Origin of the sequence: Nostoc sp. PA-18-2419 (assembly GCF_005869855.1) — a bacterium.
In the GTDB taxonomy this organism is placed as follows: domain Bacteria; phylum Cyanobacteriota; class Cyanobacteriia; order Cyanobacteriales; family Nostocaceae; genus Nostoc.
The window spans coordinates 325,446-339,290 of the sequence record NZ_SZNH01000002.1 but is presented as its reverse complement, the minus strand read 5'-3'; the positions used below and the strand labels follow the sequence as shown (position 1 = coordinate 339,290).

Below are 13,845 nucleotides of genomic sequence, written 5' to 3'. Positions count from 1 at the left end.
CGACTTCAACTTTAACGCTTATACTTTGAGGGACAACCGCTGTGACAACCGTAAATACGGTACTAAGTAAACACGATAATGGCCTGAACTTCTCAGCTTGGTCTCATACTCAAAACCAAGTGTGGAAAGGTTCTTTAGAATCTATATCTTTTGAGCAAGAAGCCATCAAAAACAAATTGATGGTATTAGATAAACCTTGCTACATCGTGAAAGTTGCTGGAAAAATCGGTGTCACAAACGAGGGGTATTTGTCCCCAGTCGATAATACTACAACATCACAAGTAGAACTGTTGACATTTGTTGCACCAGTCAATATTCAACAGTTAGGAGATCCTAATTTTCTCTCCTTTCATGGAGTGAAATATGCTTATACTACTGGTGCAATGGCTGGTGGAATTGCTTCTGAAGAAATGGTCATTGCACTGGGAAAAGCACAAATTTTGAGTTCTTTTGGTGCAGGTGGTTTAAGCCCAGACCGTTTAGAAGCAGCCATTAAAAAGATTCAACAAGCTTTACCTCAAGGGCCTTATGCATTTAATTTAATTCACAGTCCCAGCGAACCTACAATTGAACGCCGTGCTGTAAATTTATACCTCAAATATCAGGTAAGAACAGTAGAAGCATCTGCATTTCTTGATTTGACTCCCAACATTGTCTACTATCGTGTAGCTGGCTTGGGATTAAATGACGCCAATCAAATTCAAATCAAAAACAAAGTCATCGCCAAAATTTCTCGCCGAGAAGTTGCTACTAAATTCATGCAACCCGCACCACCCAGAATTCTTAAAGAACTTCTGGAACAAGGATTAATTACTGAATTACAAGCAACTCTCGCAGCTAAAGTTCCGATGGCTGATGATATTACCGTCGAAGCTGATTCTGGCGGTCATACAGATAACCGTCCCTTGGTTTGTTTGCTACCTTCTCTTGTGGCTTTACGGGACGAAATTCAAGCCCAATATCATTACCAAATGCCCATTAGAGTGGGAGTAGCAGGTGGAATTGGTACACCACAATCAGCATTAGCTGGTTTTATGATGGGTGCTGCTTACATAGTAACTGGTTCTATTAATCAGTCATGCATCGAATCTGGAGCTTGTGAATATACCAAGAAATTACTAGCTCAAGCAGAAATGGCTGATGTAATGATGGCACCAGCCGCAGATATGTTTGAAATGGGAGTCAAATTACAAGTTCTCAAACGGGGTACAATGTTCCCCATGCGAGCGCAAAAATTATTTGAATTATATCGCGCTTATGACTCAATTGAAGATATTCCGCTTGCAGAAAGAGAGAAATTAGAAAAACAAGTTTTTCGCAAAACTATTGCTGAAGTTTGGGAAGGAACTGCGGCTTATTTGTCCCAAAGAAATCCAGAAAAACTGGGCAAAGCAGTTAACAATCCGAAGCTAAAAATGGCATTAATTTTTCGTTGGTATTTAGGATTATCTTCTCGGTGGTCTAATTGTGGTGAAAAAGGTCGAGAAGTCGATTATCAAATTTGGTGTGGTCCAGCGATGGGAAGCTTCAACGACTGGGTACGAGGTTCTTACTTGTCTGACCCGAAAAATCGCCAGGTAGTTGATGTTGCTGACCAAATGATGAATGGTGCAGCCTTTTTATATCGCATCCAAAGTTTGAAAATTCAAGGGCTGCAAGTCTCTGATTATTACAGTCAGTATCAGCCAGTACGTTCTACATTAATGGAGATTTAAAAATGACTTTAAAACAGTCTTTGACAGCAGCAGATATTCAGCATTTTTTAGTATCTAACTTAGCCCAACTGCTAGAAGTAGAAACTGCTGAAATAGATATCGAAGAACATTTAGAAAACTATGGCTTGGATTCTGCCCAAGCCATGATTCTAGTAGGAAAATTAGAAAAATTACTAGGGTTTCAACCATCTCCACTGCTACTATGGCATTACCCAAATATTGCAGCACTTTCACAGCGTTTAGCTGAAGAGTTGCAAGAAGATTCACAGGTTCAAGATACAAAGGTAGCATCTTCTAACGCCAATACTACCCCCTTGGTTTTAAATTTAAGTGCCGAAGCTGTTCTTGACCCTACCATTAATCCTGGTGGTGCTGCTAATTTACCTGTAGGCGAACCCAAAAATATCTTTTTAACTGGAGGAACAGGCTTTTTAGGAGCTTTCATTATCCGGGAATTACTACAGGAAACCAACGCGGATATCTATTGTTTAGTCCGTGCTGATAATCTACAAGCAGGCAAGACTAAACTGCAAAATAATCTCGAACAATATGCAATTTGGCAGGAAGACTATAATTCTAGAATTATTCCTGTTATTGGCGATTTATCTCTGCCATTATTAGGTCTTGGCTTGGAACAATTTCAAATCTTAGCTACCAAAATTGATAGTATTTATCATAGCGGTGCTTTGCTGAATTATGTTTACCCTTACTCGGCATTGAAAGCTGCTAACGTTCTAGGAACTCAAGAAGTTTTAAGATTAGCATGTCAAGTTAAAGTCAAGCCTGTACATTACGTTTCTAGTGTTGCAGTTTTTGAATCGCCTGTTTATGCTGGAAAGGTTGTTAAAGAACAGGATGAATTCAATCATTGGGAAGGTATTTATCTTGGCTACTCTCAAACAAAATGGGTAGCTGAAAAGTTAGTTAAAATCGCCCGTGACCGAGGACTTCCTGTAACTATCTATCGCCCACCTCTGATTGCTGGAGATAGTAAAACAGGCATTTGTAATACCCACGACTTTATCAATTTGATGGCAAAAGGCTGTCTACAAATGGGAAGTTTTCCTGATGTAGAATATATGTTGGATATGTCTCCTGTAGACTATGTTAGTAAAGCCGTTGTCTATCTATCACGCCAAAAAGAATCTATAGGTAAGGCTTTCCATTTACAACATCCCCAACCTGCACCTTTAAAAATCTTAGTTGACTGGATACGTTCTTTTGGCTATTCAGTTGAGATGATTCCTTACGAAAAATGGCAAGCAGAGTTAATCAACAATGTATCTTCTGTAGACAATCCTTTATACACTCTGCGACCATTTTTATTAGAACGCTGGTCTGATGAACAACTGACTATTCCTGATTTATACCTGCAAGCTAGAAGACCTCATATCAGCTGCCAAGATACCCTCCATGCCCTAGCAGGAAGTTCTATTGCTTGCCCCATCATTGACTCTCAATTGTTTATGACTTATACCGCTTATTTAATTCAAAGCGGTTTCTTAAATCTCGCTTAGTAGCCTGCAAAATTTTAAATTTTAAATTTTGGATTTTGGATTGAATATTCAAAATCCAAAGTTAAAAAATCTCGAAAAGCAAACTAATTTATACTTTCTAATTTTAAAAATAAGTATGAAATATTGCTCTTCTTAAATTTTAGCTTTTCTGGATGAAATTTTCAATAATTTTGAATTTTTACCTCTAATTACTGTTTAAAAAATGTAAATTTTAAAATTTACTCCTTGACAAAAAAAACAGATACAATGGTTATTAGAGAATACAAAATTTGAATTACTTACAAAAGTAAATATTTCAAATACATGTTGCAGATACAGGAATATTTCTTGACTAAGTAATTACTAATTCCTAATTCGTAATTTAATGGCTACAACTTCTCACCAAATCACAAATTTCGTGAGCCAGCGTGGTCTAAAGGTTTTCCCTCATAAGTGATACCATTTTCCAAAAATAATGATACAGATCCAAACCCAGGAACCCAGACTAAATTAGACTTTATTAATTACAAATTACGTAGCTTGCTTCTCGCCGAAGGCGAGTATTACGAATTACGAATTGGTATGACTGGTAAACCCATACGGTGGTCAACAAGATAGTACTGGCTTCAAGCCTCCAGTGATTGGAACTATGAACGACGAATTATTTTGACTCGCTCTTAGGCATCAACGATTAATTCAGAATTAGCAAGTAAATCAAAGATTATTTTCACTCAATAAATTTTTTGGAGTTTGAGATATTACGCATACTTAATTGTAGATGAATAACCACTGTTGATAGAAAACACTTTCATTCATTAAAATTCACCCACATTCTTAAATGAACACAACACATCCAAAACATAGTAAAAAAACAGCTCTCATTACTGGAGCAGCAAGTGGAATTGGTTATCAATTAGCATGTCTTTTTGCTGCTGATGATTACAATCTTGTTTTAGTGGATAAAAATGGGATAAAGTTAGCAGAAATTGCTGAAAAATTTCAGTCAAAATTTGAAATTTTTGTCAAAGATATTGTTAAAGACTTATCTATATCAACCTCTCCAGAAGAAATTTTCACAGAACTACAACAAGCCAATATTAAAATCAATGTGTTGGTAAATAATGCTGGATTTGGTACTTATGGATTATTTAATCAAACAGACTTGACGGCTGAATTAGAAATGCTACAGGTAAATTTGGTGTGTCTTACCCATTTAACCAAGCTATTTCTCAAGGATATGGTCAAGCAAGGTGAAGGAAGAATATTAAATGTCTCTTCGGCTGCTGCCTTTCAACCAGGCCCTTTGATGGCAGTTTATTTTGCAACTAAGGCTTATATCTTATCCTTTTCAGAAGCGATCGCCAATGAATTAGAAGGAACAGGCGTCACTGTGACAGTTCTTTGCCCAGGTTCAACAGAATCTGCCTTTCATCAAAGAACGGGAATGGCAGACTCTAAGATGCTCAAGAGTAAGAGAATGATGGACGCACAAACAGTAGCCGAAATGGGTTATCGCGGCTTAATGAAGGGCAAAATCATTGTTATTCCTGGTTTTATAAATAAATTACTGACAAAAATTGTCAGATTCGTACCCAGAAAAATGGTAACGAAAATTGTCAGAAGTATGCAGGAAGAGAAATAGGGGGATGGGGTAATGGGGAGAATAATAACTCCTCACTCAACAGTCAACACTTTCAATACTGCCAACATTTTAAATTCCAGCCAAAATTTGCTACAGCAACAGCAGCAACATAATTGTTAGCAGGTATTAATTCAAAAAGACTCCAGTCTTGAGTTATCTGTAACTTAGCTGGTTTTGTCGGAGTTAAAAATACTTCAACTTCTTCTAGCTGGGATAGTCCGTCTCCGGTTGCTTTTAAATAAGCTTCCTTGCAAGTCCAGTAACGAAAAAAGACCTCTTGCTGTTGGTTTGAACAGAGCGATCGCAACATTTCATATTCTCTCGGTAAAAAGAACCGTTTGGCAAGAGCTTCTAAATCTGAAACTGGACGAATATATTCTAGGTCTACACCAATTTCACGCGTACAATTCACCGCACACAAACCTAATTCTTGGGAGTGAGACAAGTTAAACCCCAGTCCCCTTGAAGCACATGTCTCTGCTAATATTGGTTTGCCGCGCTGTTGATAATTAAACTGAACTTCTGATGGCTTGATACCCAAGTAACGGCTTAGTATACTTCGCAAAATACCGCGACCAGCAATGAAACGCTGCTGATGTTCCTGAAAATGAAATCGTTGAGCACGAATCATCTCGTCATCAGAAAGGGTTGCTGCCAAATTTTGCAGTTGTGCTTCTGGTTGGTCTAGGTCTATACGCCAAACATGAATCTCATCCGGTAATAGAGTTAAATCTATGGGTGCAGGTTGCCAAATATTATTAACAGCGGTCATTGAGTCAAAAAGTTAAGGGAGTTGTACTCTAGTAGTTTGTTTAATGACGACGAATTATTATCGGTGGGTCTAGTTTAAGGCTTTAGCGCTACTATACTATACGCTAGATCGAGGCGATCGCTTGGCGGGTTCAACGCAAAGTTACAACTTTTTCGCCTATAATCTGGCAGCGTTACAGCTAACCGCACTCAAACAATCGCGCTTTTGCTATCTTAAATCCTTTGAGCGAGCTTTAGGAAATTTGCACATTAAGATATAGGAGCTATCTATGATCTGAGCAAAAATTCCTATCTCCTCAAGGATATATTTTACAAAGATGTACTATAGCCAATTCCATTAAAGACAATCATCTCTCAATTTCTAGTCCAACTAATAGTCAACAAATAAGTAGGTCTGCATAAATAACTATCGTTGGGATAAGGCGGGGAGTTGGGAGCAGAGGGCGCATAAAAAAGGGTTTAAGCTTTGTTTATTTTTTCATCCAGTTTAGTTTTATTGTACCGACTTACTCAATTAAAAAACAAATATAAAACCCAATATTTCACACCTCCAGTACAAGCGCTTGTCCTTAATATCTATACAAATACGTCTATTTTTCCTAAAATCTGCCAAAGGAGTTGTTAAATGTTAAGTCTGGCTGTAAACATCACTACTTAATACTAAGTTACAGGTAGCTGCGATTGCTTTTGCTGATTAATATCATAATTTATTGCTCTATATGTACGTGCGCCGTTTATTACTCTAGATGTACGATTCTTAACTCCAGCTTAAATCCTTTGAAGGAGAGTACCTTAAAACCCTTGATAGAGAATTACAAATTTTCTTTTAGCTACAACATTAGCTATTACGATATTACTCAAAGGAATTACTAAGAATGTCTGCAAGTGTTTTGCCAATACCTAAGTTTTGTAATGGTCAGACAGTCAGTTTTATTGGTGGAGAAGGCATCATCAAAAACTACCGATTTAAGTCAGGTAGTTGGGAATATTTGGTGGAAATGCCTATGGGGCCAGAGCCACAAATGGGTCGGGTTGGTTATGAAACTATGATTTGGCTATCTGAAGTAGATATTTATTCACTAGTTAATAATTATTTCGAGAAAGTGTTAAATTGGAAACAAAAAAAACCTGCAAAAGCTTGTTAAAAACCTATTATAACTACTTTTTTATAGAGATAGTGAGGATGAATGCTTGTTAATTTAGAGTACTTTGCTTTCTTTGTGGTGCTACTGACAGCCCTATTATTAGCAATTAAGCAAATGAGCATTGCTTTAGATGAAGTAGATATTGAGCGCTTTACTCTCTGGACAAGTATTGCTTCTGTGATTGCTGGTTTGCCAATAATGTTGTGGTAGCTTCTCAATCAATGCCATCCTTTTGATTAGAGACTAACAAATAAAAAATATTCCACTGCTCACAGTCAACGGTTAACAGTCGTCAGTCACTAACTTCAAACGGGATAATTTATTTCTTGGAGTTCCCTATTACTCTGTTCGCTTTTGCTCCAGCCATTGTAAAATCCGATTCCATGCCCACCAAGGGTCAGGGTCTTGTAATTGGCGTTGGCAATTTTTGCTACTCATATAGCCAACATGGCCGCCGTAACGGGTAAGCAACAAATCTATTGCCGGATTGCGATCGCAAGCAGCTTCCAATTCAGGTATGATGGCTGGGTCAAAAAGTGGGTCATCAGCAGCATAGATAATCAAAGTCGGTTTTGATATTTGCGGCAATATTTCTAAAGCGCTACTAGCTTGGTAATATGCTTCCACTGAAGGAAAACCTAGTCGGTTAATTACTAGTTCGTTATCGAAACCCCAAATACTGTTTGCGCGCTCAATCGCTGCTGGGTCAATGCTTCCAGGATGAGCATCATGTATTCGCCATGCGAGTTTTTTTAAATTCTGGGCAATCTGCCTTTCCAAATATCTGCCAAAAGGTTTTGTGACTAGATAAGATAGCGATCGCTCAGAATCCAAACTCGGACAAATTACCATACCACCGCCAATGTCGCTATTTTCAAGTCCTAAATCTTCATGCTCTCTAATTACTTCACTAGCGACTTTCACCCCCCATAGCGCCAATTGCCCTCCTAAAGAAAATCCTGTAAACCAAAATTTTCCCGGACATCCCATTGCCTTAGCAGCAGCGGCAATGCGAACATAATCTTCCCCCTCATACAATCCATCGGAAGTCAAAGTTGGCGACAAGTCAGCAGTTTTACCGTGGGCACGCCAATCAAATAATACTATGGCGTAGCCTTGAGCATAGGCTTTACGTCCTAATACTCTCAAAGACCATTCTGTCTTTAACTCTCCGGTAATACCATAAGTTCCAATAATCGTGCTGTGAGCATTTTCAGGTATAGCAACCAAGCCAAAAATTGGCACACCTTGGCCACCTATAAAAATTTTTTCGTGATAAGACGGTTCTGGATTTTGATTAGTACTTTCCCAATAACGGCTTCCCCACAAAGCGGTGTGTACAGTCATAATTACACCGTTTTGTAAAAACCAAGACGGATTGAATGTGGGAGTATAACACATCATAGACTATAAGATTTCGTTTAGTTAAGTCTTGATTTCACAGTCATTTAATCTTAATATTTATGTAAGATTTAAAATCTTTTTTAGAGTCAATTCAAAAATCTTTGTATCTATCAAAGGTTCTTAATTATCCTTAATAAGTAGTAATAATTTTTTAAGAATGCCGAGGATTCTTGTCATAGACGATGACCCAGCGATTTCAGAACTAGTTGCCGTCAACTTGGAAATGGCTGGCTACGATGTTAGTCAAGCTGAAGACGGCATCAAAGGTCAAGCGCTGGCTCTCCAGCTACAACCAGACTTGATCATGCTCGATCTGATGCTGCCCAGAGTCGATGGATTTACAGTTTGCCAACGCCTGCGTCGCGACGATCGCACCGCCGAGATTCCCGTGTTAATGTTGACGGCGTTGAGCCAAACTCAGGACAAGGTGGAAGGCTTTAATGCTGGTGCAGATGACTACCTCACCAAGCCTTTTGAAGTTGAAGAAATGCTAGCGCGGGTGCGGGCACTTTTGCGACGTACCGACCGCATTCCCCAAGCAGCCAAACACAGTGAGATTCTCAACTATGGCTCACTCACCCTCGTTCCCGAAAGATTTGAGGCCATCTGGTTCAACGAAACAGTGAAATTGACTCACTTGGAATTTGAGCTACTTCACTGCTTGTTGCAACGCCACGGTCAAACAGTTTCTCCCAGCGAAATCCTCAGAGAAGTTTGGGGCTACGATCCTGATGACGACATCGAAACCATTCGCGTCCATATTCGTCACTTGCGAACCAAACTAGAACCAGATCCCCGCCATCCCCGCTACATCAAGACAGTATATGGTGCTGGATACTGTCTGGAGTTACCGAGTATACCTCCAGCCGCCGAAGGAGCTTCCGTAACAGCGGTGGAATAAAATCACCGCAGCAGTTCTGAGTAGTAGGGTAGCACAGCTGTGCTACCCTATAAATTTAATGTACTTTACTAAATTCAAGGTGATGAAATTTTTAGGCATGGGGAAAAATTACCAATACCCAATGTCCCAAACAGTAGCGTAGCTATTCCTTTCCAGCCACAAACAATAGGTTGAGCTTCCTGCCGCTTTCTATAAAATTGCCTGAAATACTCATTGTCGTAATCAATCCATCCACACTTTAATGGTTGAAGACCGCGACATGCTGCGCGAAACACTCAAACGTGAAGACAGAAGTTACTACAGCCAAGATGGAAGCTATTACAGCCTGCGTGAAACACCTAAACATGAAGACAGAATATAAAACAATACAGTTTAGATAAGACCAAAACAGTTGTAGAGAGGGCAATTTATCAGGTCTCGAAAACCCCGCAATTAGAATTAACCTGCTTTCACCATCCATACCAGAAAGCTCAAAATTAACTCCACAGGAGGAAGGAAATAATCCATTAAATCAATTGTTACCGTTTGTCCCTCTAACTTCAGAAATCGCCATTGCGTTCCACTAGTCACGGTACCATAAACTGCTGTAAAAGATTGTTTTTTAGCTTCATTAAATCGCTGTGCAGCTACCATTTCGGCAATGCACTGTCCAAGTCCTGATTTTAAATCTGCTTTTTTTGCTTCAACAATCATAATTGCAGGTGCTTCCACCGTTAATTGTTCTGGCGAACGACAAAGCAGGAAGTCACATACACCATTGAGTCCAATACTCGCATCAACGTTAAACTCTTCACCAGAAAATACACTAATTGAAGAATTAAGGATACGCCGTACTTCCAGAAGTATAGGATTGATAATTACCTCTGAACGTGCTTTTTTAGTATCAACTGCGATCGCCCACGGTAAATTCTCTAAAATAGTTTGCAGTCTAGGACTTGATGTAACTGGTTCAATTGAGTCTGGAAAAAAGCGAACTCCCTCTACAGTAGTTAAGTGAAAATCTTGTTTCACTTTATCAATGGTGAATTGACTGTAGGGCATAGTAATTCGTAATTAAGTTAATAAGTTTAAATGTAGGGTGCCTTGTCCCCAAGCGGCGCACCACCAATAATTTAAGGTGCGTTAGCCTTGACACGCTACTACATCTAACTGAGACATTGAGCTTTTGTAGAATGACCATTGCTAGTGAACTTATTTTACGATAAGTAATTATCACTGCAATGGTAATTGCTCATTACCTCTCATGCTTGGAGTTTAGAGTTACTTATGTATTTTCTTTAAAATTCATGCAATTATTACAGTAGCTATACTGTTGTAATTACTACTATGTTACAAAATTTAAGAAATCTACCCCTTTTAGTAAAAGTTCTTTTATTGGCACTAGTTGTAGTTACTGGCGGATACGCAGGTATTGAGTTTCTAATTAGTCGTAACTTTATTCCTTTATCACCTACCTCAACAGAATCGCCATCTGTTGAATATGAAAATTTCAACTTCTACGTTGAAGATAGGCAGGAATCAAAAGTTATCCCGCGAGTCCAAGTCCAAATTATTTCTGATGGACCACCTACTCTGTCCCAAACAGATAACAATGGTTATTCAGAAATTAGTATTCCGAAAAGAAAAACTGTCAAAATACTTTTAAGTAAAGATGGCTATCAAACAGCTAATTATCAAGTAAATTTGCAAACTACACTTAATACAACTAAAACTTTTTACTTAGAGCCTAATTCAACAGCAAGTAACAGAAATTTAGTTGTTCCACCACAATCATCTCAATCAACATCTACAACAACATCTTCACCAGGAGAAAAGCCCGCTCCTTCAACAGCTACAGGAGGTACACTTACAGGCAAATATGTTGGTAAATGGTTCGGTAATCTGATCCAAAAGAACTCTCAAGACAATTCATCTCAAGATATTAAGGTAGAAATTCAATTAAAAAATGGTAATGTGGGTTCAAAGGTTGGTTCTGTTGCATATAAATATCCTTACTATTGTACCAGTGACTTAATTTTACAAAGTCTAAAATTAGGAACTGCCCAATTTTTTGAAAATATCACAGTAGGGTCTTGTATTAGTAATGGCACAATCACAATGAATTTAATTGGGGATGATATTTTAGATGTTAAATGGGAACGTTCTGGCTCTCCGATGACAGTCAGTGGTTCAGTAACACGCCAATAAACAAAAATTTTGTTCGGGGTAGGCATTGCCCACCCCAAATTATTATTTCAATGCTTCAGCAGTCTTCTCCTTATCCAACTTGAGAATTAACACACCTAGAGGTGGTAAACACAAATCCAGAGAATAAGGACGACTGTGCAATGACCAATCATCTGTCCACTTACCGCCTAAATTGCCCATATTACTGCCGCCATACTTGCGAGCATCGCTATTGAACAACTCGGTATAAAATCCTTTTTCTGGAACACCGATACGGTAGTGAGAATGGGGTTGCGGCGTAAAATTACAAACCACAATCACAAAATCATCCGAATCCTTGTCACGGCGCATAAAGAAAACCACACTATGGCGGTTATCGCTACAATCAATCCACTCAAATCCTTGTTCAGTAAAATCCTGGCTGTACAAAGCTGGTTCACTGCGGTAGAGATGGTTCAAATCTTGAAAAAATGTTTTTAACTGTTGATGGGCTTCATGCTGTAGTAAGTGCCACTCCAAGTCTGCCCAATCATTCCACTCACTCCACTGCCCAAACTCCATGCTCATAAATATGGTTTTCTTGCCTGGGTGAGCGAACATATAGGTAAACAAACAACGCACATTAGCAAACTTCTGCCATCTATCCCCTGGCATTTTGCCGATGATATTACTCTTACCATGCACCACTTCATCGTGGGACAAGGCCAGCATGAAGTTCTCACTGTGGTTATACCACATACTAAAGGTGACATTGTTTTGGTGGAATTGGCGAAACCACGGGTCCATGCTAAAGTAGTCCAGCATATCGTGCATCCAGCCCATATTCCACTTTAAGTTAAAGCCTAGTCCACCTGTGTAGGTAGGCCAAGATACCATCGGCCAAGAAGTGGATTCTTCAGCAATTGACAGAACCCCAGGAAAATAGCTAAAGATAGTGTGATTTACTTGACGCAGAAAATCTGCTGCTTCTAAATTTTCTCTGCCACCATACTGGTTGGGCAGCCATTCCCCTGGTTCCCGGCAATAGTCATTGTAGAGCATCGAAGCCACAGCATCGACACGAACACCATCAATGTGGTACTTATCAAACCAAAAGAGGGCATTTGCTGCTAGGAAATTACTGACTTCATGGCGACTGTAGTTGAATACTAAAGTACCCCATTCTTTGTGTTCGCCCTTGCGTGGGTCAGCATGTTCGTATAAGTGGCTACCATCAAAGAATGCTAAACCATGTCCATCTTTGGGGAAGTGACCAGGAACCCAATCCATAATTACTCCCATATCATTTTGGTGACATTTGTCAACAAAATACATCAAATCTTCGGGGCTGCCAAAACGGGAAGTGGGGGCATAGTACCCAGTGACTTGATAACCCCAAGAACCATCAAAGGGATGCTCCGCGATGGGCAACATTTCTATGTGTGTATATCCCAATTCTTTGACATATGGAATGAGTCGGTCAGCCAGTTCCCGGTAGGTAAGGAAACGTGCTCCCGGCTTCAGTTGAGAAACGATAACTACAGGTTCGGTTTCACCGTTGGGCAGTTTAGCTGGTTCGGCACTAGAAGCGTGTAACCAAGAGCCTAAATGCACTTCATAGACAGAAACAGGCCCCGTCAGGGGGTCAGTGCGACGGCGTTTTTCCATCCACTCTTCGTCATTCCAACTGTAAACATCCAAGTCAGTGACAATGGATGCAGTTTTTGGACGGAGTTCCTGATGGAAACCGTAGGGATCAGATTTTTCGTAAATGTGTCCTTCAAAATTTTTGATTTCATATTTGTAATGCTCGCCCACAGCGATTTCCGGAATAAACAATTCCCAAACTCCAGTGGAACCTTTACGCATCTGGTGTTTGCGCCCATCCCAGAGGTTAAAATCTCCCAAGACTGAAACATTCCGGGCATTTGGTGCCCAAACAGCAAAATAAACGCCCTTAACGCCACCGATTTCTGTAGGGTGCGCTCCCAGTTTTTCGTAAATCCGGTGATGATTGCCTTCACTAAACAAATGCAAGTCAAAGTCTGTCAAGCGGGGAGAACGGAAAGCGTAAGGGTCATAAATGACACGCTCGTGTTCGCCTTCTTTAATCCGTAACTGGTAATTTGCCAGTTCTGCAATTTCAATTGTGCATTCAAAAAAGTGGGGATGATGCACTGTTTGCATTGGGTATTCTTTGCGTTGTTCTGGAAGAATTACCCAGGCGGCGCTGGCATTTGGTAGGTAGGCTCGCACAGCCCAAGCAGTTTTGCCATCTTGTTCTATGGGATGAGAACCTAGTATTTCAAAGGGATCGTGATGTTGATTCCAAACGATACGATTAACCTGTTCAGAAGCGATGGTGGTGATGGACATGAAGCTACCTACGTGTAATAACGTGATTGACTAAACGTACTTTATTTAATATCTATATATATTCTTTACATTTATTTGCAAATTTGTCGCCATCGTTATCCTACCTCAGAATGAATTATCTGTTTTTGGGGTATCGGGCACTGGGAGAGTGTGGGTGATGAAGGGGATGAGGAAGATAAGGGAGTGGGCAAGCGGAAAGTGCCGAGGCTCTTGAAGCAGGGGTAGAAATACCAAACAACAAATGACAAAT

11 protein-coding genes are annotated in these 13,845 nt (G+C 39.7%); 7 read left to right on the top strand and 4 right to left on the bottom strand.

Annotated elements, in window-relative coordinates:
- Positions 1-41 precede the first annotated feature (41 nt).
- The 3 genes from FCR06_RS03350 (at position 42) to FCR06_RS03340 (ending at position 4,853) form a co-directional block, all read left to right on the top strand.
- Positions 42-1,715, top strand: coding sequence for a PfaD family polyunsaturated fatty acid/polyketide biosynthesis protein (locus FCR06_RS03350; protein ID WP_138497434.1), 1,674 nt, complete (start codon positions 42-44; stop codon positions 1,713-1,715).
- A 2-nt stretch (positions 1,716-1,717) separates the two neighbouring features.
- The gene (locus FCR06_RS03345; protein WP_138497433.1) at positions 1,718-3,232 is read left to right on the top strand and encodes a thioester reductase domain-containing protein; all 1,515 of its coding nucleotides are present in this window, start codon (positions 1,718-1,720) and stop codon (positions 3,230-3,232) included.
- Positions 3,233-4,049: 817 nt separating this feature from the next.
- Complete coding sequence (locus FCR06_RS03340; RefSeq protein ID WP_138497432.1) at positions 4,050-4,853, top strand: SDR family NAD(P)-dependent oxidoreductase; 804 nt, start codon at positions 4,050-4,052, stop codon at positions 4,851-4,853.
- 52 nt (positions 4,854-4,905) lie between these two features.
- Here the strand turns inward: FCR06_RS03340 and hetI are convergent, their stop codons facing one another.
- Positions 4,906-5,625, bottom strand: coding sequence for a 4'-phosphopantetheinyl transferase HetI (gene hetI / locus FCR06_RS03335; RefSeq protein WP_138497431.1), 720 nt, complete (start codon positions 5,623-5,625; stop codon positions 4,906-4,908).
- A gap of 874 nt (positions 5,626-6,499) precedes the next feature.
- Here hetI and FCR06_RS03330 point away from each other — a divergent pair.
- Both FCR06_RS03330 and FCR06_RS32375 read left to right on the top strand, forming a co-directional pair.
- Complete coding sequence (locus FCR06_RS03330; protein ID WP_138497430.1) at positions 6,500-6,769, top strand: hypothetical protein; 270 nt, start codon at positions 6,500-6,502, stop codon at positions 6,767-6,769.
- 42 nt (positions 6,770-6,811) lie between these two features.
- Positions 6,812-6,979, top strand: coding sequence for a hypothetical protein (locus FCR06_RS32375; protein WP_189523307.1), 168 nt, complete (start codon positions 6,812-6,814; stop codon positions 6,977-6,979).
- A gap of 129 nt (positions 6,980-7,108) precedes the next feature.
- Here FCR06_RS32375 and FCR06_RS03325 read toward each other — a convergent pair whose 3' ends face one another.
- Positions 7,109-8,173 (bottom strand): YheT family hydrolase, encoded by a 1,065-nt coding sequence (locus tag FCR06_RS03325; protein ID WP_138497429.1) that lies wholly within the window; start codon positions 8,171-8,173, stop codon positions 7,109-7,111.
- A 157-nt stretch (positions 8,174-8,330) separates the two neighbouring features.
- Here FCR06_RS03325 and FCR06_RS03320 point away from each other — a divergent pair, with 157 nt between their 5' ends.
- Complete coding sequence (locus FCR06_RS03320; protein WP_138497428.1) at positions 8,331-9,074, top strand: response regulator transcription factor; 744 nt, start codon at positions 8,331-8,333, stop codon at positions 9,072-9,074.
- A 438-nt stretch (positions 9,075-9,512) separates the two neighbouring features.
- On the opposite strand, the gene FCR06_RS03315 is transcribed toward FCR06_RS03320, so the two are convergent.
- Positions 9,513-10,115, bottom strand: a complete 603-nt coding sequence (locus tag FCR06_RS03315) for a hypothetical protein (protein ID WP_138497427.1) — start codon at positions 10,113-10,115, stop codon at positions 9,513-9,515.
- A 285-nt stretch (positions 10,116-10,400) separates the two neighbouring features.
- On the opposite strand from FCR06_RS03315, the gene FCR06_RS03310 reads away from it, so the two are divergent.
- Entirely contained in the window at positions 10,401-11,261 is an 861-nt protein-coding gene (locus tag FCR06_RS03310) for a hypothetical protein (RefSeq protein WP_138497426.1), read from the top strand.
- 42 nt (positions 11,262-11,303) lie between these two features.
- Here the strand turns inward: FCR06_RS03310 and glgB are convergent, their stop codons facing one another.
- Positions 11,304-13,595: a 1,4-alpha-glucan branching enzyme gene (gene glgB / locus FCR06_RS03305; protein WP_189523306.1), complete on the bottom strand. Its 2,292-nt coding sequence runs from the start codon at positions 13,593-13,595 to the stop codon at positions 11,304-11,306.
- Between the last annotated feature and the right edge of the window lie 250 nt (positions 13,596-13,845).